The organism is Vibrio sp. 99-70-13A1 (assembly GCF_013114625.1).
Taxonomy (GTDB): Bacteria; Pseudomonadota; Gammaproteobacteria; order Enterobacterales; family Vibrionaceae; genus Vibrio.
The window spans coordinates 20,451-47,187 of record NZ_VTXD01000023.1; the positions used below are offsets into that span (position 1 = coordinate 20,451).

The 26,737-nt window shown below is 41.5% G+C and carries 25 protein-coding genes and 1 pseudogene; 12 read left to right on the forward strand and 14 right to left on the reverse strand.

The genetic code is table 11. From position 1 onward, the window contains the following. Positions 1–34: 34 nt before the first annotated feature. Positions 35–694 (forward strand): lipoyl(octanoyl) transferase LipB, encoded by a 660-nt coding sequence (gene lipB, locus F0226_RS14600; protein WP_137374880.1) that lies wholly within the window; start codon positions 35–37, stop codon positions 692–694. Between the two features lie 4 nt (positions 695–698). Continuing rightward, positions 699–1,664, forward strand: coding sequence for a lipoyl synthase (gene lipA, locus F0226_RS14605; RefSeq protein ID WP_137374881.1), 966 nt, complete (start codon positions 699–701; stop codon positions 1,662–1,664). 220 nt (positions 1,665–1,884) lie between these two features. Here lipA and F0226_RS14610 read toward each other — a convergent pair whose 3' ends face one another. From F0226_RS14610 to F0226_RS14620, 3 genes and pseudogenes are all read right to left on the reverse strand, one after another. Next, entirely contained in the window at positions 1,885–3,249 is a 1,365-nt protein-coding gene (locus F0226_RS14610) for a sodium-dependent transporter (RefSeq protein ID WP_171736324.1), read from the reverse strand. Between the two features lie 316 nt (positions 3,250–3,565). Beyond that, positions 3,566–4,309, reverse strand: coding sequence for a YggN family protein (locus F0226_RS14615; protein WP_171736325.1), 744 nt, complete (start codon positions 4,307–4,309; stop codon positions 3,566–3,568). 121 nt (positions 4,310–4,430) lie between these two features. Next, a pseudogene (locus tag F0226_RS14620) lies at positions 4,431–4,905 on the reverse strand (GreA/GreB family elongation factor). 170 nt (positions 4,906–5,075) lie between these two features. Between F0226_RS14620 and F0226_RS14625 the strand changes: the two are divergent. Then, positions 5,076–6,992 carry a RecQ family ATP-dependent DNA helicase gene (locus F0226_RS14625; protein WP_171736326.1) on the forward strand — a complete coding sequence of 639 codons (1,917 nt, stop codon included), beginning with the start codon at positions 5,076–5,078 and terminating at the stop codon, positions 6,990–6,992. Between the two features lie 42 nt (positions 6,993–7,034). Here the strand turns inward: F0226_RS14625 and dinB are convergent, their stop codons facing one another. After that, complete coding sequence (gene dinB / locus F0226_RS14630; protein WP_171736327.1) at positions 7,035–8,102, reverse strand: DNA polymerase IV; 1,068 nt, start codon at positions 8,100–8,102, stop codon at positions 7,035–7,037. 158 nt (positions 8,103–8,260) lie between these two features. On the opposite strand from dinB, the gene F0226_RS14635 reads away from it, so the two are divergent. Continuing rightward, entirely contained in the window at positions 8,261–9,475 is a 1,215-nt protein-coding gene (locus F0226_RS14635) for a diguanylate cyclase (RefSeq protein ID WP_171736328.1), read from the forward strand. A 211-nt stretch (positions 9,476–9,686) separates the two neighbouring features. Here F0226_RS14635 and nqrM read toward each other — a convergent pair whose 3' ends face one another. From nqrM to bolA, 9 genes are all read right to left on the reverse strand, one after another. Continuing rightward, a complete protein-coding gene (gene nqrM / locus F0226_RS14640) occupies positions 9,687–9,941 on the reverse strand; it encodes a (Na+)-NQR maturation NqrM (protein WP_171736329.1) in 255 nt (84 codons plus the stop codon). 32 nt (positions 9,942–9,973) lie between these two features. Next, entirely contained in the window at positions 9,974–10,978 is a 1,005-nt protein-coding gene (locus F0226_RS14645; protein ID WP_171736330.1) for an FAD:protein FMN transferase, read from the reverse strand. A 173-nt stretch (positions 10,979–11,151) separates the two neighbouring features. Next, a complete protein-coding gene (gene nqrF / locus F0226_RS14650) occupies positions 11,152–12,378 on the reverse strand; it encodes an NADH:ubiquinone reductase (Na(+)-transporting) subunit F (protein ID WP_171736331.1) in 1,227 nt (408 codons plus the stop codon). 29 nt (positions 12,379–12,407) lie between these two features. Continuing rightward, entirely contained in the window at positions 12,408–13,004 is a 597-nt protein-coding gene (gene nqrE / locus F0226_RS14655) for an NADH:ubiquinone reductase (Na(+)-transporting) subunit E (protein WP_171736332.1), read from the reverse strand. Between the two features lie 7 nt (positions 13,005–13,011). Next, positions 13,012–13,644, reverse strand: coding sequence for an NADH:ubiquinone reductase (Na(+)-transporting) subunit D (locus tag F0226_RS14660; protein ID WP_008223083.1), 633 nt, complete (start codon positions 13,642–13,644; stop codon positions 13,012–13,014). Beyond that, positions 13,644–14,411: a Na(+)-translocating NADH-quinone reductase subunit C gene (locus tag F0226_RS14665; protein WP_171736333.1), complete on the reverse strand. Its 768-nt coding sequence runs from the start codon at positions 14,409–14,411 to the stop codon at positions 13,644–13,646. The genes F0226_RS14660 and F0226_RS14665 overlap by 1 nt, the downstream gene beginning before the upstream one ends. After that, positions 14,401–15,645: an NADH:ubiquinone reductase (Na(+)-transporting) subunit B gene (locus F0226_RS14670; protein WP_171736334.1), complete on the reverse strand. Its 1,245-nt coding sequence runs from the start codon at positions 15,643–15,645 to the stop codon at positions 14,401–14,403. The genes F0226_RS14665 and F0226_RS14670 overlap by 11 nt, the downstream gene beginning before the upstream one ends. Before the next feature lie 5 nt (positions 15,646–15,650). Further along, positions 15,651–16,991 (reverse strand): Na(+)-translocating NADH-quinone reductase subunit A, encoded by a 1,341-nt coding sequence (locus tag F0226_RS14675; RefSeq protein ID WP_171736335.1) that lies wholly within the window; start codon positions 16,989–16,991, stop codon positions 15,651–15,653. A gap of 522 nt (positions 16,992–17,513) precedes the next feature. Beyond that, positions 17,514–17,828 (reverse strand): transcriptional regulator BolA, encoded by a 315-nt coding sequence (gene bolA, locus F0226_RS14680; RefSeq protein WP_171736407.1) that lies wholly within the window; start codon positions 17,826–17,828, stop codon positions 17,514–17,516. Between the two features lie 174 nt (positions 17,829–18,002). Between bolA and F0226_RS14685 the strand changes: the two genes are divergently transcribed. The 8 genes from F0226_RS14685 to F0226_RS14720 all read left to right on the forward strand — a co-directional run bounded on the left by F0226_RS14685 (position 18,003) and on the right by F0226_RS14720 (position 26,103). Continuing rightward, a complete protein-coding gene (locus F0226_RS14685; protein WP_171736336.1) occupies positions 18,003–19,154 on the forward strand; it encodes a methyltransferase in 1,152 nt (383 codons plus the stop codon). 68 nt (positions 19,155–19,222) lie between these two features. Then, the gene (locus tag F0226_RS14690; protein ID WP_171736337.1) at positions 19,223–19,792 is read left to right on the forward strand and encodes a YajG family lipoprotein; all 570 of its coding nucleotides are present in this window, start codon (positions 19,223–19,225) and stop codon (positions 19,790–19,792) included. After that, positions 19,792–20,340, forward strand: coding sequence for a peptidylprolyl isomerase (locus F0226_RS14695; protein WP_171736338.1), 549 nt, complete (start codon positions 19,792–19,794; stop codon positions 20,338–20,340). Before F0226_RS14690 ends, F0226_RS14695 begins: the two co-directional genes overlap by 1 nt. A gap of 57 nt (positions 20,341–20,397) precedes the next feature. Next, on the forward strand, positions 20,398–21,756 hold the full coding sequence (locus tag F0226_RS14700; protein WP_171736339.1) for an MFS transporter: 1,359 nt from the start codon (positions 20,398–20,400) through the stop codon (positions 21,754–21,756). A gap of 553 nt (positions 21,757–22,309) precedes the next feature. Then, the gene (locus F0226_RS14705) at positions 22,310–23,116 is read left to right on the forward strand and encodes an outer membrane protein OmpK (protein ID WP_171736340.1); all 807 of its coding nucleotides are present in this window, start codon (positions 22,310–22,312) and stop codon (positions 23,114–23,116) included. Positions 23,117–23,226: 110 nt separating this feature from the next. Continuing rightward, complete coding sequence (panE, locus tag F0226_RS14710; protein WP_171736341.1) at positions 23,227–24,126, forward strand: 2-dehydropantoate 2-reductase; 900 nt, start codon at positions 23,227–23,229, stop codon at positions 24,124–24,126. A 60-nt stretch (positions 24,127–24,186) separates the two neighbouring features. Continuing rightward, entirely contained in the window at positions 24,187–25,398 is a 1,212-nt protein-coding gene (gene csdA / locus F0226_RS14715) for a cysteine desulfurase CsdA (RefSeq protein ID WP_171736342.1), read from the forward strand. A gap of 108 nt (positions 25,399–25,506) precedes the next feature. Beyond that, the gene (locus tag F0226_RS14720; RefSeq protein ID WP_171736343.1) at positions 25,507–26,103 is read left to right on the forward strand and encodes a LysE/ArgO family amino acid transporter; all 597 of its coding nucleotides are present in this window, start codon (positions 25,507–25,509) and stop codon (positions 26,101–26,103) included. 79 nt (positions 26,104–26,182) lie between these two features. On the opposite strand, the gene csdE is transcribed toward F0226_RS14720, so the two are convergent. Then, positions 26,183–26,629, reverse strand: a complete 447-nt coding sequence (csdE, locus tag F0226_RS14725; RefSeq protein ID WP_171736344.1) for a cysteine desulfurase sulfur acceptor subunit CsdE — start codon at positions 26,627–26,629, stop codon at positions 26,183–26,185. Positions 26,630–26,737: the final 108 nt, after the last annotated feature.

A 26,737-nucleotide genomic window follows, 5' to 3' on the forward strand; every position in this document is an offset into this window, starting at 1 on the left:
CGTTCACTTTATTAATCCTTGAGGAAATGCTGATTTGCAAAATAAACTAATCGTAAAAAAATTAGGTCGCCAGGATTACGAACCTGTATGGAAAGCCATGCATAAGTTCACTGACGAGCGCACAGCAGAAGATGTAGACCAAGTTTGGTTGGTCGAGCATAACCCTGTATTTACTCAAGGACAGGCAGGAAAAGCTGAACACGTATTGAACGCCGGAGATATCCCTGTAATTCAAAGTGATCGGGGAGGACAAGTGACATACCACGGTCCTGGTCAGCTTGTTGCTTACTTCCTAATCAACATCCGCCGAAAAAAAATAGGAGTGAGAGATCTCGTTACACATATTGAGAACCTCGTAATCAACACTCTGAAAGCATACAATATCGAATCTGCCGCACGACCAGATGCCCCAGGGGTGTATGTCGACGGTAAGAAAATTTGTTCTCTAGGTTTACGAATCCGTCGTGGCTGTTCATTTCATGGGCTAGCACTCAACGTTGATATGGATCTTTCTCCTTTCCTACGAATTAACCCATGCGGTTACCAAGGAATGGAAATGATCCAAGTAAGCCAACTAGGTGGTCCAGAACGACTAGAATTAGTAGAACAACAACTCATACAAGAGCTTGTTACCTTATTAGGTTACGACCAAGTAGACATTCAAGCCACCAGCAACATTACAGCAGAAGCATAAAATCATGAGCAAACCAATCCAAATGGAAAAAGGCGTTAAATATCGTGACGCTGATAAAATGGCATTAATTCCCGTAAAGAATATGCCTGCTGAACAGAAAGAAGTTTTGCGTAAACCGGCTTGGATGAAGATCAAACTTCCTTCAGACAGTAAGCGTATTCAAGAAATCAAATCAGCAATGCGTGAAAACAACTTACACTCTGTTTGTGAAGAAGCTTCGTGCCCTAACCTTGCAGAATGTTTTAACCACGGAACGGCAACCTTCATGATTTTAGGTGCCATCTGTACACGTCGTTGCCCTTTCTGTGATGTTGCCCATGGTCGCCCTGTGACACCTGAAGCTGAAGAGCCTCAAAAGCTTGCGAAAACCATCAAAGACATGAAGTTAAAGTACGTTGTTATCACTTCTGTTGACCGCGATGACCTTCGTGACGGTGGAGCAAAACACTTCGCTGACTGTAACCGTGAAATTCGTGAACAGAACCCAAACATTCGTATTGAAACTTTAGTACCAGATTTCCGTGGTCGTATGGACGTTGCTCTTGATCTACTAAAAGACAACCCGCCAGATGTATTTAACCATAACTTGGAAACTGCACCTCGCCTTTACCGTAAAGCTCGTCCAGGTGCGAACTATAAGTGGTCACTACAACTACTTCAGAAGTTCAAAGAGCAGCACCCAAGCATCCCAACTAAATCTGGTGTAATGATGGGGCTAGGTGAAACAAAAGAAGAAATCATCCAAGTATTAAAAGATTTACGTGAACATGGCGTAACTATGCTGACTCTTGGTCAGTACTTAGCACCAAGCCGTCACCACTTACCAGTAGAGCGCTACGTGCCGCCTTCTGAGTTTGATGAGTTGAAAGAAATTGCATTAGAGCTAGGCTTCACTCACGCGGCTTGTGGTCCATTTGTACGTTCTTCATATCACGCAGATCTACAAGCTCAAGGTATGGAAATTAAGTAAACTCACTTTCCATCTATAGCTAGGGGCTTCTTTCTGAAGCTTCTATCCAGCCTAGCCCTAAATTAGTTATATAAAAAGGCGCGGACCATTATTTGGTCCGCGCCTTTTATTTTTCTTTTTATTAAGTTCAAGATTCAACACTGCTTTTAGGTGAATGACCTTGAAAGTATTTTCTACGCTAGAGGTTGGTCAATAATGAGTTAACCAATTCAATACCTGTTTAGCCAAATGAAGCCCAAATGACCGTTGCCACCAATACTGGGCAAACAAACTTCACATAGACAGGCCACACTTTGCCAAACCAACCTTGCTGAAATTCAGGGCAGCCTTGCTCCAATTCCATAATCTTTGAGTTTCGGTTCCAAATCCAGCCACCATACAAACAAAACATAAGCGCTGCCATTGGTTGTAAGTACTGGGTTGCAATCATCGCAACCAAACCAAACATCGCAGAGAAGTTGTAAACAATCACAATACTAAACAAAGCAATCGCTCCTCCTAATACCCAACTTGTAGACGCTCTCTTAGTATTAAAACGTTCGCTAACCAGAGCTACAGGGCACTCAAGCATAGAAATAGAAGAAGTTAATGCCGCAATCGTAAGCAGTAAAAAGAAAACAATAGAAAATATCTGCCCAAGAAGCCCTAGGCTATCAAACATTAGGGGTAATACAGTGAAGACTAGAGTATCTGAGCTCAGTAAAGAGCCATCTTCAGCATAGATTTGAACCCCTTTTTGCATTGCAACAAACATTGCAGGCATGACGACTAGACCAGCAATGAAAGCAACAGCGGTATCCAAAAGAGTGACATTCAGAGCCATCTTTGGCAGGTTTTCTTTTTTGCTTAAGTAAGATCCGTAAATCAACATTGAACAACCACCTATCGTCAATGAGAAAAAGCCTTGCCCCATTGCCGCTAAGATTAATTTTTTGTCCCATACTTTTTCAAAATCAGGCACCAAATAATGCTTTAAACCTTCCATTGACCCTTGTTGAGTCATGATATAAATGAAGAGCAGTCCAAAAAGAACAAATAACGCAGGCATCAGACGAGTAGACCACTTTTCAATACCTTGTTTTACACCGCCTTGCACAATTAAAACGGTTAAAACATAAAACGTAACCGTGCCAAATACGTTTCGCTCAACACTAAACCCTTTAAACCACTCTGCTATTTCTGAAAAGCCTACAAGATCAGCAATCGCTCCCAAAAGAAAGCAAATCAGCCATCCGCCGACGATGCTGTAAAACGCTAAGACTGCACTTGGCACACTTAATCCAACCCAGCCTACAAGTGCACCTGCTCTTTTTCCAAGTGGATGACTTGTTAATGAACGCATGCTGTCTACAGGATTAGCTTGCCCATGACGACCGATTGCCATTTCCACAACCAGCATGGGAAATGCCACGACAAAAATCATAAATAAATAAACTAGCAAAAACGCGCCACCGCCGTTGCTGGCAGCTTGTGTAGGAAACCCCCATATGTTCCCTAAACCGACAGCCGCTCCGGCAGCCGCTAAAATAAAACCGAGGCGAGAGCTAAAATGCTCTCTTGTTGAGTGTGAAGTTTGTTGGTTCATATAATCCGCAATTTATATCAGTGAACTAGCTTGGTAGTACAATACTGAAACACCCATAACTTCTCAATAGTTGATAACCACATAAACCTAATAAACTAATTTAAACAGGTTTATTTAACTAAATGATAACCATAAAGCAGATATACAAACTAACCAGAAGAGAAAAATAAACATTATAATTCACATAAAAGTATCTAATACCTAGTTAAAGCTTCCATTCAGTCACTCTTAGAACTCTCTACCCACAAAAAAAGCACCATCAGGTGCTTTTAATTCTGCCTTTAAAAGGCTGGCATGTATAAAAACTCAAATGCAATTAAATGGTGAACACTTGATAATCTTTTAAGTTAGGAATCGATTTATGTAGCTGCTGTTCTTGCTCTGCCATGTCATCTAAAGAGTCACAAAACTCTTCAGTTTCTTTTTCAACTTGTTTTGAATGTTCGGCAAATCGTTCTTCAACTTTCTGTTTAAGTTCAGCCATGTCTTCAGTTAACTGAGACAAGTTAAGCCCACCTTCTTTCGACATTTTTTCTGACATCGCATTAAAGGCACTAGTAATAAATTCTTCATTAAAGATCTCCATGGCTTTATCAAGATCTTCAGACCAATTATTTGCCATCGAATCGAAGCTCTCCGCAGGAAGAACTAAATCCCCATCTTTATAATATCGAGCTTCAAGATCGGCAAAAAATGTTTCCATTGATTGCTTAACATTATCGAATGCTTCTGGTGAGTCAAAACTCGCGGCAATATCATCAACCACATCATTCGCAAGTGTCAGGCCTTCACGAGCCATTGCCTTCGCTCGTGGTAAATATTCAGTCATACTTTCACGGTATTTTTCTACTGCGGCTTGTTGGTTATCATCAAGCTCAATTTTTTCACCATGGATAAATAGGTTGTTCTCAGCATCAAATACAGCAGTGTCACCATTGGTTTGGTGGATTTCAACTTGCTGTTCATCAATATGTATTTCATTCTTTAAATCAACATGGCACTGAGCGGCTAAAGCTGGCTGGCTGAGTAAAGCCGATACGATCAATACAATTCTTTTCATAACACACTCTCGTTTGGCAACATCTTAATCATACCTATTCTCTATATCTGAATGTCAGAGAAACGTTCACAGGCAATAGTCACCATTTCACTACTGTAATAGGACTTTCTCATATTCACCTTTAAAGGATGCGTAAAACCTCATAAATATATGAGGTGCCTGAAACATTAAATTCAGCCTCATCCCCCACTTGTTTTCCCATTAATGCCTGACCAAGAGGAGCATTAACGGTCAATATAGAGACATCATTCCCTTCCCACTTAACCGATAGACCACCCGCATTCGGACCAATAAAAAAATGCTTTTCATTGTCGTCTTCATCAACGACAACGAGATAACTCGTCATCGTGATAGATTCACTTTCACGAAACACTAATTCTCGGTAACTACGAATATCGTCTTCACATTCTTGAACTCGAATAGCTTGCCCATGAGCCAAATAAGAAGCTTCCAAAGCCAAGGTGTCGTATTTATGCTCTGGTACGGTTTCTTTCATCAGTTGCAGCGTCAATGGCTCTCTGAGTCGCAGATAAGGCAACTTGTAAGCGCTGTTCAAGTTTGTTTAATATTATTTGTCGAAGATCGGATTTATTCATACTTTTGCTGGGCTTTTTTTAGGGGTTACAGAATAGAATTAGGTACAATCAGGTGCAAGCATTATGGTTGGAACAATCGTAGATAAAGGCATTAACGTACACAGAAGTGTTCAGTTCTCTGAATATTTCACGCGAATACTTATCTTGGTAGCAAATCAATAGGAATAAAAATGATAGAGCAGACATTAAAACAAGTCTTTGGCTTTGATTCTCTTCGTTATGGGCAAAAACAGGTCATAGACAATGTGCTTGAAGGCAACTCAACTGCGGCTATCTTTCCTACTGGTTCAGGGAAATCTCTTTGCTATCAATTGCCAGCCCTAGAATTGCCTCATTTAACTTTGGTGATCTCTCCCCTACTGGCTTTGATGAAAGATCAGTTGGCTTTTCTGCACAGTAAAGGCATCAATGCGGCTGCTATTGAATCTAGCCAAAATAGACAAACGACTCAGCACGTAATGCAAGCTGTACGAAATGGTGAGACTAAAATCCTCATGATCTCTGTAGAGCGCCTTAAAAACGAACGGTTTCGTCAGTTTATATCTCAAGTTCCTATTTCATTATTGGTTGTTGATGAAGCTCACTGTATCTCTGAGTGGGGACATAACTTCCGACCTGATTATCTCAAACTGCCTCACTACCAGCGTCAGCTCAATATTTCCCAAGTATTATTATTAACGGCAACGGCTACCAGCTCTGTTATCGAAGATATGAAGTCTAAGTTTTCGATAGATGAAAAGAACGTTGTGGTTACGGGCTTTTACCGACCAAACTTAGACTTATCTATTCAACCCTGCACCGAACCAGTAAAGCTTGAAACCTTATGTGATGTTGTGAATAAAGCAGCTCAACTGCCAACCATTGTGTATGTCACTTTGCAGCAAACCGCTGAAGGGGTGGCGCAACAATTACGAAATGTAGGTATCAATGCCATTGCTTATCACGCAGGTTTGAAACCTGAAGTAAGGGACAGCATCCAGAAGCAATTTATGAATGATGACATTCATTGCATCGTTGCCACTATCGCATTTGGAATGGGGGTGGATAAATCGAATATCCGCCGAGTTATTCACTTCGATTTACCAAAGTCGATAGAAAACTATTCTCAAGAAATCGGGCGAGCAGGAAGAGATGGCGAACGCTCTGAATGCATTCTACTTGCTAATAAAAATGGTCTCAGCACATTAGAAAACTTTGTCTATGGCGATACACCAGACAACATTGCGATACATTCTGTATTAGAACAAATTTATCAACACGAGCAGCAATGGGAAACCATGTTGAACCAACTGTCTAGAGAAACCAACATTAGGCAGTTACCACTAAAAACTCTTTTAGTTTACCTTGAGTTAGCAGGTGTCATTGAGCCCAAATACAGTTTTTTTGCGGATTATCGATTTAAGTTCATTCGTTCTAAAGACCAAATCCTCAATAAATTCCATGGCGAACGCAGAGACTTTGTAGAAACGATATTTCAATGTTCCCCTCAAGCTCGGGTTTGGTGCCAAATTGACTTCGAGACTCTATGGAATCACTTTCAAGCAGATCGACAACGAGTAATCGCCGCCATGGATTATTTCCATGAACAAGGCTGGATAGAACTTGAGAGTAAACAAATCACCGATGTCTACGCGGTGAAAAATACAACGTTAGATATCCATACTCAATCAGAACAACTAACCGAGTTATTCAAAATAAAAGAAAACAATGAAGTTGAGCGATTAGCTCAAATGCTCAACTTCTTTGAAGCCGATACATGCTTAAGCTCACGACTGGCCAGTTACTTTGCCGATGATAAAGCGCCAACGCAATGTGGGCACTGCTCAGTTTGTCGTGGAGACATTGCTTCTTTGCCTGGACACCTTGTCGACCCTATTGATGAAGAAATAGCGCAACAATGGATAAGTGAGTTTTTAGCTAATGCGACACAGTTAATTACCGATGAAGCCATTGCACGTTTTCTTAGTGGAATCGCAACACCCTTATCAACCAAGATGAAAGCCAGTAAAATGATGGGATATGGAAAGCTAGAACAGTACCCTTTCAGCAAAACTTTACAGCTAGTCCAGCGTTTAGAAAGAATCTAATCGTCATAAGTACACCCATGAGAAGTGAACGCTTCTCATGGGTTAGAAAAAGCTAAGTTGCTTCATTTGCTCTTTGGGTTGCAACATAACATTTAACCCTAGTAAGCGAATCTCTCGCCCTTCTTGCCGCTTCAGTATCTCTTCAAGCAATTGTTTGAAGTGTTGTAAATCAAGGGAAGTTTGAATATGTTCAATCGTGGTTTGTTGGAAGTCTGCAAACTTTAACTTAACCCCCTGCTTGATGATCAACTTACTCGGGCTCGCCTTTTCCAGCCGGCGTTCTAATTCGGGGAAAAGCACCTCCTCGATCACTTTCCAGCATTCAGAATACGTTGAAATATTTTCGCTAAACGTTCTCTCAACACCAACTGACTTTCGTTCTCTTTCAATAACAATTTCTCTGTCATCAATTCCATGGCTTCGTTTCCATAATGATGCGCCTTGTCGACCAAACTTAACGAGTAAATTGCGATAATCACTATGCTTAACGTCTTTACAGGTATAGAAACCAGCTTGATTTAGCTTCTCAATGCTGACCTTCCCGACTCCGGGTATCTTTTCTAACGGTAAGTCATCAATAACATTTTGAACTTCATGCGGGGGGATAACAAATTGCCCATTTGGCTTATTCATATCTGAAGCCACTTTCGCTAAAAATTTAATAGGAGCCACACCTGCGGAAGCAGTAAGGTTCAGCTCATTCCAAATATCACGGCGAATAGCTTCCGCAATCAAAGTGGCAGAACCATGGCACATAGAAGAATCAGTCACATCAAGGTAAGCTTCATCTAACGACAGAGGTTCAATCAGTAAAGTATAGCGAGAGAATATCTCTCGTATTTTTTTTGATACTTCCTTATAAACTTGCATTCTCCCCGGAACGACAAGTAAATGAGGGCAAAGTTGTAAGGCTTTTCCTGTCGGCATAGCGGAGCGAATACCAAACTTACGAGCTTCATAATTACATGTGCTCAACACGCCACGTTGTTTTTCATGCCCACCAACAGCAAGAGGGCGATTTCGATATGAAGGGTTATCTCTCATTTCGACCGCTGCGTAAAAACAATCCATATCGACATGGATGATCTTCCTCACAACACTTAGTTCCATAACTGCCACTTACAAACTGTACAAATAAACAGTATACATCTAAAGAAAAAGAATGGAAATAACCTCGACTAGAGCCCAAAAAACTTTATCTTCTATAGATATATCAGTATCTGATATTATTATTAGATGAGTATTTGATCGATAAGTAGGGATAGCTTTTGAGTAACAAAATACTGGTCGTTGAAGATAGCCGAGCTTTTAGAAATTACCTCTATCAGCAACTTAGCAGTAACGGTTATGAAGTCGCAATGGCAGAGTCAATTGAGGAAGCAAAATCAATTTTAGCGCATGACACGGATTTTCTATGTGCTGTACTCGATTATTGCCTCCCAGATGGGCAAGATGGTGAGATTATTGATTTAGTCCTTAGCCACAAACATAAAATCATCGTATTAACGGCAATGTTCAACGATGACGTTCGTGAAAGTGTGCTTGCCAAAGGGGTTTTAGATTATATTTTGAAAGATAGCATGGCTTCTGTTAGCTATTTACTGCCCCTCGTCAAACGAATTACCAATAATAAAAACCATAAAGCCTTAGTGGTTGATGACTCTTCTGTTGTCCGCCGCTATGTTGTTCAACTTCTTGAACATCAGTACATACAAACCGTTCAGGCAGTTGATGGTGAAGAAGCTTTAAGCATTTTACAAAACGACCCAGATATTACCTTTGTGGTGACTGATCACGATATGCCCAAGAAAGATGGCATCTCAATGATCCGAGATATACGTGTCCATCATGATCGCCACCGACTCGCGATTCTTGGCCTTTCAGGCAGTGATGACCGTACTATGACGGCTCGATTCCTAAAAGCTGGCGCAAATGATTTCCTATATAAGCCTTTCAACCAAGAAGAGTTTTTCTGTCGAATCCATCAGTTACTCGATATGAAAGAAGCCTCTAATGAACTATTTAGACTAGCGAATGAAGATTCACTAACCGGCTTATGGAACCGTAGGTTCTTATTTAACCAAAGCTGTAAAGGATGTGACCACCGCAATGTTGCGATGATGGATATCGATTTCTTTAAAAAAGTTAACGATACCTACGGGCATGATGGTGGAGACCGCGTCTTAGTTGAAGTCAGTAAAATTATTAAAGATTTTTTTAAAGATGAAGTCACCGTTCGATTTGGTGGTGAAGAGTTTTGCATCCAATCATGCAAACCGCTTGATGAATTCATTACCGTGTTAGAAGCGATGAGACAAGCAATTGAAAACGCTGAAATTAGCCATGGGGATACCATAATCAAAGTCACGATAAGCATTGGTGTTACAGGCACAGAAGCGACGTTAAATGAACAGATAAAAGAAGCCGATGATAGGCTGTATGTCGCAAAAGGAAATGGTCGAAATCAAACCGTTAGCCAGTAAAAACTTACGGCATACAATTTTTGGTACTACTTATAAGGCAGTAAAAGCCAATCAGTGATGAAGGGCTCAATGCACTTAAGGTTCATGCTATAAAAACAGAAAAGCTCAAGATAATACCTTGAGCTTTTTATTGGGTTGTTTGTAGCTTATGCTTCTATGAAATTACGGTGTCTATAAGATTAATCATTCAGATACCAAATCATTACACACATTAAGCTATGCGATCTTTTTCCCAAGCTGCTACTTGCTCATCACGAGCGGCTAACTTCTCAGCACGGTAAGCTTCACGAGCTTCACGTTTTTTACGAGCATCACAAGGCTCAGGGCAGTTACATACTTTATCAATACCCACAGCGCCTAAGCCGCCACAACTGCCTTTCACTACTTTTTTCTGCACGATGTAACCAATTGACATCGCACAAATTACTGCAAGAAAAACACCGAATGTAATTAGAAATGTATTCATAACTCTCTCGCTAATTATTATTAGAGCAAGCTCTATTTATTTAAATATGATTTAAAAGCTTCTGAAGACAACTCTTCAAAACCTTCAGCAGTTTTAACCACCATTAATACTGGAATATCATGCTGGTTTGCTATTTCCATACCTTTATCTTCACCTAAGACCATAAGACCTGTAGATAATCCATCTGCCGTCATTGAAGATGGAGCTAAAACGGTTACGGATACCACCTTATGGTTGATCGGCTTGCCCGTTTCAGGGTTGATAATATGCGAGTAACGAATACCATCATGTTCAAAGTAATTACGATAATCACCTGATGTAGCAACAGCCATATCACCCGGTTCAATAATTTCTTGAATAGTGCGTTCATCGATACTTGGCTTCTCAATGGCAATACGCCAAGCCACACCTTCACGGTTTAAACCTTTTAAGCGAATCTCACCACCGACTTCCACCATGTAGTTATGGATACCTAAAGATTCAATATAATCAGCTACCACGTCGACTCCCCAACCTTTAGCAATAGTTGATAAATCAACATACAAGTTAGGCATATCTTTCGTTAAGGTCGTCTTAGTAGCACTTAAATGATGAATACCAATTTTAGCTTTACGTGCGCTAAGCTCCTCATCAGTAGGGACAACTTCTGGGCGAGCTTCTGGACCAAAACCCCACAGGTTCACTAATGGACCAACCGTCACATCTAATGCACCTTGAGTAAGACCGTTCAAACGTATCGCTTCTTTCACAACGATAGCGGTTTCTTCTGATACTGGAAATTCATCATTCCCTTGGTATTGATTAAAACGGCTAAGCTCTGAGTCCGGACGATAAGTCGACATTTGGTCATTCACTTCTTCAAGTAAACGATCGACTTCCGTATGAACATCCTTAGATTCCGGAAACTCTTCACCAGTAATGTATTTAATATTATAGCTAGTGCCCATTGTTGGACCACTAAGATGAACTTGCTCTCTAGGCTTTTCACAGCCAGAAAGAAACATTAAAGAAGCTACTGCAACAAGCCAAATTTTCACTTGCATACTCCTGCTATAGTTGAGGGATTTATATAATAAAAAGCCAACTCAGAAAGAGCCCTTTTTGTTATATAAACCGTTAATTGCATAAACCAATTATATCTAAGATAAGCCTTAGAAAAACAAATGGCTGACTCATGAGAGCCAGCCATAATATCAATCACTTAAATGGATTAACCACCGAAGTCATCTAGAAGAATGTTCTCATCTTCTACACCTAGATCTTTAAGCATGCCGATAACAGCTGCGTTCATCATAGGTGGACCACACATGTAGTACTCACAATCTTCAGGAGCTTCATGATCCTTCAGGTAGTTTTCGTACAATACGTTGTGGATGAAACCAGTGTAACCGTCCCAGTTGTCCTCAGGTTGAGGATCAGACAGTGCACAGTGCCACACGAAGTTTTCATTCGTAGCCGCTAGACCATCGAAATCTTCAATGTAGAACATCTCACGCTTAGAACGTGCACCATACCAGTAAGACATCTTACGAGTAGAGTTAAGACGCTTAAGTTGGTCAAAGATGTGTGAACGCATTGGCGCCATACCAGCACCACCACCGATGAATACCATTTCATTGTCTGTGTCTTTAGCAAAGAACTCACCAAATGGACCAGAAATAGTACATTTGTCGCCTTCTTTAAGAGACCAGATGTATGAAGACATCACACCAGGAGCTACGTCAGGGTTGTTTGGCGGCGGAGTTGCGATACGCACGTTAAGCTTGATGATGCCTTTCTCTTCTGGGTATGAAGCCATAGAGTAAGCACGAATCGAATGCTCTTTAACGATAGACTCGTAACGGAACAAGTTAAACTTATCCCAGTCACCACGGTATTCCTCAGGAATATCGTAATCTGCGTATTTCACGTGATGCGGTTCAGCTTCAATCTGAATGTAGCCACCCGCGCGGAACGGAACTTCTTCACCTTCAGGGATAGCCAGAGCAAGCTCTTTGATAAAAGTAGCTTCGTTATCATTAGAGATAACAGTACATTCCCACTTTTTAACACCAAAGATATCTTCGTCTAGTTCAATCTCCATGTCAGTTTTCATAGCAACTTGACATGCAAGACGTTCGCCTTCGCGAGCTTCGCCTTTTGTGATGTGATCAAGTTCTGTTGGTAGAATATCGCCACCACCAGACTTAACTTTCACACGACACTGACCACAAGAGCCACCGCCACCACAAGCAGAAGATACGAAGATGCCTGCACCAGCAAGAGCACCAAGTAGCTTACTACCAGGTTGAGTAACGATCGCCTTCTCAGGGTCGCCGTTTACAGCAATAGTGATGTCACCTGATGGTACTAGCTTAGATTTAGCGAAAAGAATCACTAGTACTAGAGCCAATACAATAATGGTAAACATCGCTACGCCAAGAATAATGCTTTGCATTTGTTATTCCTTATTACTGGGTGCTTACCCTACAGTTGAACACCAGAGAAAGACATAAAGCCTAACGCCATTAAACCAACTGAAATAAACGTAATACCTAGACCACGAAGACCTGGAGGTACGTCTGAATATTTCATCTTCTCACGAATACCCGCAAGAGCGACGATAGCTAACATCCAACCCACACCAGAACCGAAGCCGTAAACAACAGATTCAGCAAAGTTGTAGTCACGCGTTACCATGAAAGATACACCACCAAAGATTGCACAGTTAACTGTGATCAATGGAAGGAAGATACCAAGTGCGTTGTACAAAGGTGGGAAGAAACGGTCTAAAACCATCTCTAGGATTTGTACAAGTGCCGCGATAACACCGATGAATGCGATGAAGTTAAGGAAACTTAAATCGACACCGGCAACAAGCGCGTTTTCTTTTAGGATGTGTGTGTAAACAAGGTTGTTCACAGGAACAGCGATTGTAAGTACTACAACTACCGCAACACCAAGACCAAAAGAAGTTTTAACTTTCTTAGATACCGCTAGGAATGTACACATACCTAGAAAGAAAGAAAGCGCCATGTTTTCGATGAAAATCGATTTAACTAGCAGACTAATATAATGTTCCATGACTACCTTACCCCTTCGCTTCTACTTGTTCTGGTTTGAACACACGAATTGCCCAAATCAAGAAACCAATTAGGAAGAATGCAGAAGGTGCTAGAAGCATCAAGCCGTTTGGCTGATACCAACCACCGTTGCTCACTAGTGGTAAAACTTCCATACCGAATAGTTTGCCAGAACCTAGCAACTCACGGAAGAAACCAACAGTGATAAGAACGAAACCGTAACCAAGACCGTTACCAAGACCATCGATTAAAGATGGGATTGGCGCAGACTTCATAGCGAATGCTTCAGCACGACCCATTACAATACAGTTAGTAATGATTAGGCCTACGAATACAGACAACTGCTTAGAGATGTCGTATAGGTATGCTTTAAGTACTTGGTCTACCACGATTACTAACGATGCAATGATTGCCATCTGAACGATGATACGCACACTGTTAGGAATGTGGTTACGGATTAAAGAAACGAAGAAGTTAGATAAAGCAGTAACAAACATTACCGCGATAGTCATAACAAATGCTGTTTCTAGTTTAGTGGTTACCGCAAGAGCAGAACACACACCAAGAACCTGTAACGCGATCGGGTTGTTGTCCAACACCGGCGCTAAGATGCTCTTTTTAATCTCTTTTGCACTAGACATTAGTTCAGACCTCCGTCACGAACTTTTGCTAGGAACGGACCAAAGCCCATTTCGCCTAACCAGAAGTCAAATGTGTTTTGAACGCCAACACTAGTTAGTGTTGCACCCGAAAGACCGTCAACACCGTGCTCAGAACCAGCAGGAGCACCACCTTTAACTACTTTAATAGCAGGTTTGTGGTTTTCGTCGAATAATTTCTTACCAACGAATTGTGCGCGCCAAGTTGGGTTTTCAACTTCACCACCAAGCCCAGGAGTCTCACCTTGCTCGTAGTAAGTGATACCAGAAACAGTGTTGCCATCTGTTTCTACCGCAACGAATGCGTACATCATCGACCACAGACCGTTACCGTGAACAGGGATGATAACTTTAGAAGTTTCAGCACCATCTTTCACTAGGTATACAGTACCTGTGTTAGCACGACGAAGGATCTTAGCGATGTCTTCTTCAGAAGAAAGCTTAATAGACTGTGCAGGATCTTTTGCTGCTTTACGTTGGTCGTATGCAGCAGCATCTTGGTCGATGAAATCACCAGTAGCGAAATCAACTAGACGAGGTACGATATTCTCTGCGTAAAGCGCCGGAATATCACCTGCAAGGTCAATGCCTGCAACTTCAAGGATCTTAGTTTGCTGATCCAGAATTGCGTTAGCTTGTTGCTTAGGTTTAAGAACAACTGCAGCTGTTGAAACGATGATTGAGCACACTAGGCTCAATGCGATAACAACAAACAGCGTCTTTTTAATGCTATCGTTATTACTTGCCATAGCGCGCTAGTCTCCGCTTAATGTTCTTCTCGATTACAACGTGGTCAAACAGAGGAGCAAATAGGTTTGCGAATAGAATCGCAAGCATCATGCCTTCTGGGTATGCAGGGTTAACTACACGGATCATTACACACATTGCGCCGATTAGGATGCCGTACCACCACTTACCTTTGTTGGTAAATGAAGCTGATACTGGGTCTGTCGCCATAAAGAACATACCAAATGCGAAGCCACCTAGAACTAGGTGCCAGTGCCAAGGCATGCTGAACAATGCATTAGTGTCAGAACCAATCACATTGAAGAGCGTAGAGACTGCAATCATACCGATCATTACACCAGCAATGATGCGCCATGAAGCGATACGCATGTAGACGATCATCGCAGCACCGATTAACAGTGCTAGAGTCGAAACTTCACCGATAGAGCCTGGAATGTTACCAATGAATGCATCCATCCAAGTGATTGCTTCACCTGTTGTTACGTTCATTAGTGCACTACCACCGCCTTGAGCCCATTGGCTAAGAGCAGTTGCACCAGAGAAACCATCTGCAGCAGTCCAAACTACGTCACCTGAAATCTGCGCAGGGTATGCAAAGAATAGGAACGCACGACCAGCAAGTGCAGGGTTCAAGAAGTTACGACCAGTACCACCAAAGATCTCTTTAGCAACAACAACACCAAAGGTAATACCTAGTGCTGCTTGCCATAGAGGAAGTGTTGGCGGAACGATAAGCGCGAATAAAATAGAAGTAACAAAGAAACCTTCGTTAACTTCGTGCTTACGCACCATACAGAACAGAACTTCCCAGAAACCACCAACAATAAACACTGTTGCGTAGATAGGTAGGAAGTAGGTCGCCCCTAGTAGCATTTTACTGCCAACACCTGCATCAGCACCTAAGGAGGCACCAAGCATTTCGGTTAACCAGTAGTGCCAGTTACCAGCAATTACAGAAGCTAATTCAGCGCCTGCATACATGTGGTTAAGAGCAGCAATAGCTTGGCCACCTGCGTTATACATACCCCAGAACATTGCTGGGAATACCGCGAACCAAACCATGATCATGATACGTTTTAAATCAACGCTATCACGAACGTGTGAGCTTTTTTTCGTTACAAGACCTGGCGTGTAAAACACAGTCGCTGCCGCTTCGTAAAGCGCAAACCACTTCTCGTGTTTACCACCTGGCTCGAAATGATGCTCGATGTCCTCAAGAAACTTTTTAAGGCCCATGAAAATTACCCTTCCTTCTCAATTGTATCTAGGCATTCACGAAGTAGTTGACCGTACTCGTACTTACCTGGACATACAAAGGTACACAATGCTAAATCGTCTTCATCTAGCTCTAACGCACCCAGTGCTTGTGCACTGTCAATGTCGCCAGCACATAGATCACGAAGCAGCAATGTAGGTTCCATATCTAGAGGCATTACGCGTTCGTAGTTGCCGATTGGAACCATTGAGCGATCACTACCGTTTGTAGTCGTTGTCATATTAAACAACTGACCTTTAAACAGGTGACCAAGGAATGAACGAGTAACAGAGAACTTATCTTTACCAGGCATAGCCCAGCCAAATAAGTCTTTATCACGGCCTTCACGCAAAACAGAAACTTGCTGGTGGTAACGACCAAGGAAAGCATGAGGACCTGTAGCTTCAGTACCCGAAAGTACAGAGCCAGAAATCACACGAACTTCGCCTGGAATCAACTCACTGTCAGTTAACTCTTCAAGGCTAGCACCAAGCTGAGTTCGAACTAAACGTGGGTTATTAACCACAGGGCCAGCTAAAGAAACAACACGATCAGTGTAAATCTCACCAGTAAGGAATAACTTACCGAATGCGATAACATCTTGATAGTTGATGCTCCACGCTACAGTTCCTGCATTTACCGGGTAAAGGTAATGCATGTGAGTACCAGCAAGACCTGCTGGATGTGGGCCATCAAAAACATGCTCTTCAACGTTTGACTTAGATGAGCGAGGCAGGCTAGTGCCTTTCTTACAAACGTAAACTTTACCGCTAGTCAGAGTTGAAAGGAGGTCTAAACCAGCAACGAAAGCATCAGACTGCTCGTTAATGATTAACTCTGGCTCAGCTGCTAAAGGATTAGTATCCATAGCAGTTACGAAGATAGCCTGAGTTTCAGAATCAATAGCTGGAACCTTGCTGAACGGACGAGTACGCAAAGCAGTCCATGCACCAGACTCGACTAGTTGAGCTTTAACCGTTTCACGGTCAAGATTTGCTAGTTGGTCAGCTGCATAGTTATTGAACGTGATTTGCTCATTGCCTGCCACTTCAATCACTACAGATTGAAGTACACGCTTAGCACCACGGTTAATTTCAATAACTTTACCACTTGCTGGAGAAGTAAATACTACACCTGGGTTCTTTTTATCAGCAAAAAGAACTTGGCCTTTCTTCACTTCATCATCAACGCGAGCATGCATCGTAGGACGCATACCAACGTACTCTTCGCCAAGCAAGGCGACTTTAGTGATGGACTTACCATCATTAATCACCTGGGATGGAGTTCCTGCGATAGGAAGATCCAAACCCTTCTTTATTGTAATCATACGCACTTGCACTACTTTATCGGGAAAAAGATTCTTTAATTGCGTAAATTCAGGGTGTTATAAATTCACCCTTAGACACGACATTACAGTGTCCGGTTCTGATGTGTTTAAAACATCAAAATCGCAACAATTTCTTAATAAACTCACCACAAGAATGGATTGAGATTTATCAGGTGCGGTAGTCTACCATTTTTTGGGAACTTGATGCCATGACCAATAACTTGAATAGCGGTTTTATTTGCTGGGAATTGAAGTATATAGCCCTTTGAATGTCTATATTTTTGACATACCGCACAGATGAACCAGTCATATAACCTGTTTTAAATACGGAGTTTAACACTCTGTCACAACTTGAAATTTACATACACTTGTTGAAACACTGTTAATAAAAACATTACTCATTGTGGGTATTTGTAATGTTCATTATCTCGACATAAATAGGCTAAATATGTCGCGTTATTATCGATTTGAAAATGAAAAAGGCGGCTAAACCACCTTTCATATTCAAACGTTGTTAGTAATTTAGTCGGCCTTGCTTCCGCCCATGCACATCGGGCTATCTGGTACGCTATTAAACTGTTCTTGCCATTCACTTTTAGTATAAGTATGAATAGACAGTGCATGAATATTATTAGCCAACTCTTCAGATAAAGCTTTATTCACAGCTCTATGACGACCAATCAAGCGCAATCCTTCAAAGGCATCACTCACTACAACAACCTTAAAATGACTTTCAGAACCAGCCGGAACATTGTGCATATAACTTTCGTTCACAACGTTTAAATGTGTTGGATCAAACTCATTGTGCAGTTTTGTCTCAATAATTTCTTGGATCATCATGATTCCTTTATTGCGCTCTCATATTGTTTATATATCCAGTATAAACCTAAACATGCAACCTGTCTGACAAATTATTCTAGAGTGAGTGCGCTTACCTCCAGTTTTTTCTATCTTGTTGAAACAGCATTTGAGACAATATCCTTGTTATTTCTCATATAAGTATCCCAAATAATGAAAACTGAATTTACTTTTAACAGCAGAACGCTGGCTTTACACCGCTTTCCAAAGCGTTCAAATGAAACGCTTCAAGCTTGGGATGCTGGAGATGAATACCTCATTCAACACGTAGAAGAGTTAGACTTAGAGCCCGGTAAACACATTTTAATTCTAAATGATCACTTTGGTGCCCTTTCAGCTTGGTTCTCTGAAAAGCATGATGTCACCATGATGAGCGATTCTTTCATCTCGCAACGTGGCGCACTTAAGAATCTACAAAGAAATCAATGTAACCGTGTGACTTTCCTAAACACCATGGAAGAAATCCCACATGGTATTGATTTAGTACTCATGCAGTTACCAAAAACAAACCGACACCTTACTTGGCAATTAAGTCAGCTTCGTAAAGCTTTACCTGAAACTTGCCCCATTATTGGTGTCAATAAAGTGAAAGAGATTCACACTTCAACTTTGAATCTCTTTGAAAAATACTTAGGTGTGACGACCACTTCTTTAGCGAAGAAAAAACACCGTCTTATTTTCTCCTCAGCAAACTGCCAACCTATTCACGACATTGACCCATACAATGAATGGGAAGTGGATGGAGAAAATATAAAGCTAAAGAACTTACCAAATGTTTACTCAGGTGAAAGCCTAGATCAAGGTGCTCGCTACATGCTTGATCATATCCCTCAAGATCCTGAGCTTCGCCACATTATTGATTTAGGGTGCGGTAATGGTGTACTCAGTGTTAAAGCGGGGCAATTAAACCCACAAGCTCGAATTACCTGTGTTGATGAAAGCTTCATGGCTGTCGAATCTGCTCGCCAGAATGTCATTGATAACCTTGGAGAAGAAGGCAATTTCCAGTTCATCGCAAACAACTGTTTAGACGGCTTCAAGAAAAATAGTACTTACTTAGTAATGTGTAATCCTCCATTCCACCAACAGCAAGCAATTACAGATCACATTGCGTGGCAAATGTTCTGTGATGCAAAGCATGTTCTTAGTAACGGAGGGAAATTAATTGTTATTGGTAACCGACACCTCGGATACGATGTAAAACTCGCGCGCCTATTTGGTGAAGCGAATGTCGAGACTCTCGAGTTAAACCAGAAGTTTGAGATTTTACAAGCGACTAGAGAACCTGCTAACTTTAATAAATAGCATTGAAGACTGAATCAAAGAATGATCACAAATACCATTTGTAATGCGTATTTTAAAAGGATAGAAGAATGAAAAAACTCGTTTTGGCTGCATCACTTGTTGTACTCACGGCTTGCTCTGCTCCTCAAAAGGAACAAATTAGTGTTATCCCTGAAGCGTCGTTAAGCACAAGTAATCTAGTAGAAAATAAGACTTACACACTTTCCAGTAAAGATGTACGTGCTGCTCAATATGTTGCTTTAGTAGATAGCGGTCGTTCGAATATTGAACCTATCCATGCTCAGCAAAATATGCGCATCACTTTAGAAAATGCCATCGCTCAGCAGTTTGAATCTCAAGGTTATCGCGCAAGTGTAAACAGTGAAAACTCAGTGGTACTAGAAATTCAAGAAGCACTAGTGACGGTAAAGCACACCATTATGGAAAACCAAATGGATGGTAAAGTGACTTTAGAAGTAATCGCTGAAACCCCTCAAGGTAAATTAGTCAAAACCTTTAAAGGTACAGCCGTTCGTACTGGCACGTTGAGCGCTTCAAACGAAGATATTTCAATGGTATTAAACGATGTGATTAACCTTGTTTTGGCTGACATCTCAAATGACCAAGAGTTACAAAACTACATGAAGGAGCGCTTCTAATGCTTCGTCTAGTATCATCTATTGCTCTACTTGCATTCAGCGCGGCTTCTTGGGCAGGTCCAAAAGTTTCAGTGGAAACTACTTTAGGTAATTTCACTATCGACCTAAACCAAGAGAAAGCACCAATTTCCGTCGCTAACTTTCTGTCTTATGTAGAAGATGGCAGCTATGTGGGCAGCCAATTTCACCGAGTTATTCCGGGCTTCATGGCACAAGGTGGCGGTTTCGATAAAAACATGAACCGCCTGCCAACGAATGCGCCAATCAAAAATGAAGGCTACAACGGTTTAAGAAATGAACCCGCTACGCTTGCTATGGCTCGTACCAACAACCCAGACTCAGCAACTCGTCAGTTTTTCATCAACTATTCTGACAATGGCTTTTTAAATGCTGAGCAGTCTCCCCCTGGCTATGCCGTATTTGGCAAAGTGGTTGAAGGGTTTGATGTTGTAGAAAAGATGGCAATGATTCCAACAAAACGTATTGGCAGAATGTCAGACATTCCAGTAGACCCAATCGTCATTACAAAAGTAACCCTTCTTAAGTAAACGCTTCCAACGCCCTTAACATCCGTCAAGGGCGTTTTTCTTCGCAAGGACGTTTTTATGTCATCAGGTTCGCCATCCCTATCGTGGATGCAAACTTTCCGTAGCTATCTTGATAAACGACTGCTTTGGGTATTCATGCTGGGCTGCTCGAGCGGCTTTCCTTGGGTGCTCATTGGTTCAAATATGTCTGGCTGGTTGAAGGACGCAGGGCTAACACGAACCGCTATTGGTTATTTCGGCAGTGTCTTTGCTGTTTACGCTATTAACTTTTTATGGGCTCCACTGGTTGATCGAGTGAAATTACCAGTTTTGCATGCCATTTTAGGTCAAAGGCGCAGTTGGATATTTTTCTGCCAGAGCTTTGTTCTTGTCTGTACCTTCTTCATCGCAGGAGTCAATCCTGCTAATGACCTTGTGCTCACATCAATGCTTGCCCTAGGCGTAGCCATTGCTTCAGCCACACAAGACATCGCGATTGATGCTTACCGTATTGACAGCTTTCCCAAGTCTGAACCATCTAAACTTCCACAAGCTTCCGCAATGGCCGTTATTGGTTGGTGGACAGGGTATTCATTGCCTGGTTACTTCGCTTTTATTAATGCCGACTCTATTGGCTGGAATGGCGTTTATTACGGTATGGCAGGTGTTGTTGCTATATTAATGCTATTCACATTACTTGTGGGTGAACCTAAAACTCAACGAGAAGAACTTCAAGCGCAAGCTCAACAACGACACAATCAAGTCGTGGGTTCTAAAATGCTAGCTTGGTTTACCGTTACGGTTATTGAACCATTCTATGATTTCTTTAAGCGTAATGGTGTTCAGGTTGCTATCACTCTATTGCTATTTGTTTTCCTCTTTAAGATAGGCGAAGCGTTCTTAGGAAGAATGTCGATCACCTTCTACAAAGAAATAGGCTTTAGTAATGAACAGATTGGTCACTACTCCAAATTGATTGGTTGGGGTGCCACTATCTTCTTTACGTTATTAGGCAGCGTCTTTAACGTGAAGTTTGGTATTGTCCGCGGTTTGATGATTGGCGGTATTGCAATGGCAGGAAGTAACTTAATGTTTGCTTGGATAGCTCAAGCTGGTCCAAGTGAAACTTTGTTTTTGGCAACAATCATTGTCGATAACTTTACTACTGCATTTTCAACGGTTGCTTTTGTTTCCTTTTTAACCCTGCTGACTGGGCAAGCCTTCTCAGCGACTCAATACGCTTTACTCGCTTCATTGGGTAACTTTGGGCGAACAACGTTGGCTTCTTTTAGTGGCGAGCTTGTTGATTACCTTAATGACTGGTCAACCTTCTTCATCTTAACGGCATTAATGGTTGTTCCTAGTTTGATCATGCTTTATTCATTAAGACACTTCTTCTCGAAGTTGCTCGATGACGCTCGTAACCAAAAAGACTAACTAAAGAGCATAATCGATAACTACGTTTGTCGATTATGCTGCCCTTCTGTAGTCTACTTTCAACTCTCCACCCTGAATTTATCATCGAGTGAGGTTTAATAATTTTATACCCTCAATTAAAGATCTCACATTGTCTCGATAAACTTTTCACAATCTTCCATCCATACCCAGCTATTACTCTTAACTTCACATTTTGATATTAAAAAAGTTCAATAAATGGCAGCCCCAAAAGCCAACAACTAAACTCTGTTGTTTACACATCATGCATCACATAATTTAACTAAATCGTTTGCTTTGAATATAAAACAATCAAGAGAGCGACAAAATAACCAGGCTTCACACGTTCAATAGAAAAAGAGGAGCATCAGAATGCATATGCATTTAAAAGTTCCGCCATTTAGATCATTAGTGTGATGAGTGTCACCATAATAATTTTAATTTGCACTCTTTCTCACTTTTAATTGAGAACAAAATCGCTATCATGCTCGGCATTCGGACAAATCAAACACGCATGGATAGCGGGTTACTTACTTTTAATATAGAGAGTTCCATTATGCGCAAATCACTTTTAGCTCTTGGCCTAATGGCTGCGGCTTCTGCACCAGCTATGGCTGCTGATTATTCAGACGGCGACATCCACAAAAACGATTACAAGTGGATGCAATTCAACCTTATGGCTGCAATTGATGAAAAAGGCTACTCAGAGTCTTCTCACGATTACCTAGAGATGGAATTCGGCGGTCGCTCTGGAGCTTTCGATCTTTACGGTTACGTTGACGTATTCAACCTTGCTTCAGATCCTGGTAGCGACAAGAATGGTGGCGAAAAAATCTTCATGAAATTCGCACCACGTATGTCTCTTGACGCAGTAACAGGTAAAGACCTTTCTTTCGGTCCAGTACAAGAGCTATACGTTTCTACTCTTATGGAGTGGGGCGGTAACGCTGACGTAAACACTCAGAAAATCGGTCTTGGTTCTGACGTAATGGTTCCATGGTTAGGCAAAATTGGTCTTAACTTCTACGGTACTTACGATTCAAACATGAAAGACTGGAACGGCGTTCAAGTTTCAACTAACTGGTTCAAGCCTTTCTTCTTCTTCGAAAACGGTTCATTCATTTCTTACCAAGGTTACATTGATTACCAATTTGGTATGGATGACCAAGACAGCGGTCGTGCAAGCAGCGGCGGCGCAATGTTTAATGGTATCTACTGGCACTCAGATCGTTTTGCTGTAGGTTACGGTCTTAAGCTATACAACGATGTATACGGCTTTAAAGATGGCGAAGCTCTACCATGGGGTCATGAGCCAGAGTCTTCAGGCGCAGGTCACTACGTAGCAGTTACTTACAAGTTCTAATAGAACTGATAAGAAAACTTCCTAAATGGCACCCTCGGGTGCCATTTTTATTGCTTTCATTTTTTACCCCGCTATTCTTAAGTTCCAAAGCATTTCTCTAAGGTATCCCTATGAATATTGGTATCGTCGGTCCCGGCGCTATTGGTTCTTTATGGGCAATAAAACTTTCTCAAGCTGGGCATAATGTCGCGCTATATAGCCGAAAAACAGACTCACAGCTGTCAATTACATTAGATCAGCAGCAGCCAGTGGTATTCACGAATAATAACCGTCAATTACTAAACCAGTGTGATCTCATTATCGTCACCGTCAAAGCATGGCAAGTAGAGAGTGCTATCACTCCCCTTCTCGCAACCCTACATCGTGATACCATTTTAATGTTCATGCATAACGGCATGGGAGCCGTTGATTCGCTCTCCAATGATATTCATCACTTTCCTATTGTATTAGCGACCACAACCCAGGCAGCGTTTAAGCGTAGCCCTGAAAATGTGCTTCATACCGGTCAAGGGGCAACACAGTTGGGGGGATATAATGCATCGGGTGAACAGTGCACTTTCCTCTGTGAAGTATTGAACCATGCATTGCCTGAAGTAAAATGGAATCAGTCCATTCAAAAAGCCTTATGGCAGAAGCTCGCCATCAACTGCGCGATTAACCCGTTAACAGGTCTGAATCAGATAAAAAATGGGCAACTGGCAGAAGCTAAATATCAAGAAGAGTTGCAGCCGCTGATTACAGAGTTAGAAGCAGTCATGACTGCTGAAGGTATTCCAACAAGTAAGCGTGAATTACAAGAAACAATCAATCATGTTATCCATGCTACTGCTCAAAATAACTCTTCAATGAAACAAGATATGCTTTATCATCGCCCGACTGAAATCGACTTTATTACTGGCTACCTGTTGAAAGCAGCTGCTAAGCATAATATTGACGTTCCCGCGAACTTAGCTTTGTACAACCGCGTTAAGCAAGCCGAACAGTATTTAGAGAAAAACAAACAGTATTAAGAACGCATTTTTCAGCACCATATCTGCATTAATAAAAGAACCATACATTTAGGTAAGCCCATGTTTGACATCAATAATATACGAGCTCAATTTCCCGCTCTTAACCAAAAAATCAATGAACAATCATTGGTTTACCTAGACAGTGCAGCCACCACTCAAAAACCTCAAGTCGTCATTGATGCCATCAGCCAATATTATTCAAAACAAAATGCCAATGTTCATCGAGGTAGCCACAGCTTAACTGCGCAAGCCACCAGCCAATTTGAAGCGGCTCGCGACAATGTTGCTCAGTACCTTGGGGCAAATTCGAGTAAAGAAATCATTTGGACGAGAGGCGCAACTGAAGCTCTGAATCTTATTGCTCAAACTTATGCGAGAAGCACGCTAAAAGAAGGCGATGAGATACTGGTCAGCGAAATGGAACATCACGCTAACATCGTTCCTTGGCAAATCGTTGCGGAGCAAACTGGTGCTAAGGTTGTAAAACTACCAATGGATGACAACTGCCTGCTAGACTTTGCTGAATTCGAAAAACGTTTAAGCCATAAAACGAAAATAGTGGCGGTTGCCCATATTACCAACGTGACCGGCACTCGATTACCCGTTGAGAACATCATCAAGAAAGCCCATCAAGTTGGCGCTATTGTTGTTGTCGATGGTGCGCAAGGCATCGTGCATGAAACACTTAATGTGAATGCCTTAGACGCCGATTTTTACGTATTCTCTGGGCATAAATTATATGCTCCAGCAGGCATTGGCGTACTCTACGGAAAGTTAGAGCTATTAGAATCAATGCCACCTTGGCATGGTGGCGGAAAAATGGTGGAACGAGTCTCTTTCGAGGGAACCACCTACTCGGAACTGCCAGGAAAATTTGAAGCTGGCACTCCTAATGTCGCAGGCGCTATTGCTTTGGATACAGCAATTGGCTGGTTAAATCAGTTTGACCAGCAATCTGTGGAAGCTCACATCCATCATCTGCAAAATAAAACTTATGCCGCTTTATCCAAGATTGATGATATTAAGGTGCTCGGCTACCAAGAAAAGGCAAGTGTAATTACCTTCGTGATGGATGGTGTACATCACCAAGATATTGCCACACTTCTAGATCAGCAAGGCATTGCGGTTAGAGCGGGTCACCACTGCGCCCATCCACTTATGGATAAGCTGAATGTGAAAGGAACAGTAAGAATTTCGTTTGGAATCTATAACACTGAAGATGATGTGAATAAGCTCATTTCAGCAATAGAGAAAGCTGTCGATATGCTTTAAAGGCAAATATCCCATACAAAGATCTAACTTGGATTCATTCTCGATTACCAACCAAGTACTGATCGCGATGGCACATAGCAAATACTTAAATAAAGGCAATAACGGATTATGCTGGCATACTTTTCAGGTTTCACATTAGGGTTATCACTCATTTTAGCGATAGGCTCACAAAATGCCTTTGTATTAAAGCAAGGTATAAAAAGGCATCACGTTTTTATAATCTGCCTGATTTGTGCCTTATCTGATGCTATTTTAATTTCACTTGGGGTGGCAGGGTTTGGATCGATTGTTACCCAGTATCCAAACATAGAAGTATTCGCTCGATATGGTGGAGCGGCATTCCTTGCTGTCTACGCTTTCCTGAGTTTTCGTTCTGCATTTACAGTTTCTCACGCGATAGGAAACGAGCAAGTAGAACAGACTTCAGCGATGAAAACGGCAATGATCTGTTTGGCTTTTACTTGGTTAAATCCACATGTGTATCTAGACACTGTTGTTCTACTCGGGTCTATATCCACTCAGTACCAAGGGCAACAGATGAACTTTGCATTAGGGGCAATTACGGGGTCATTCGTGTTTTTCTTCAGCCTAGGTTACGGAGCAAGATTACTCGCTCCCCTATTCTCAAAGCCTACAGCATGGAAAATCCTAGAATTTTTTGTAGGATGCATGATGACATTCATCGCTCTATCTTTATTGATATAGCGATGAATTAAAGTTGTGCAGGAATGAGTTTATTTGCGGATAAGACTATTCTGCGGATACGGCTATTCTACAAACAAGGTTATACAGCGGAGTTTTTGATCGGCTCAATGCTTTTGATTTGTGCAATGATAGCTTTAAGCCCATTACCACGTGATGGGCTTAAATGCGTAATCAGCCCTAACTTTTCAAAATAGCCATCAATGTCGAACGATTCTATTTCAAGAGCCGTTCGTCCATCAAACGCAGCCATAACCAAAGCGATTAAACCTCGAACGATTCGTGCATCTGAGTCCGCACAGAAAAACCATTTCTCATCAATTTTTTGACTGACTAGCCAAACTTGGCTTTCACAACCAGCAACGGTTACTTGATCGCTCTTTAAGTCGTCAGGCATCACAGGAAGCTTTTTCCCCCACTGTATCACTTGACGATATCTATCTTCCCACCCAGAAAAAGACTGCATTTTTTCTGCTATGTCTTGATGAGTAATTTCAGTGCCAAAAGGCGATACTGGGAATTGAGTCATTGTTTTATCCAATCAAACGAAATATCTAATTTAACGAAAAGGCGGGGGTATTTCTTGTTCAAATTAATCAAGTATCCGTATTAAAATCTATAGAAGACAACATCTTAA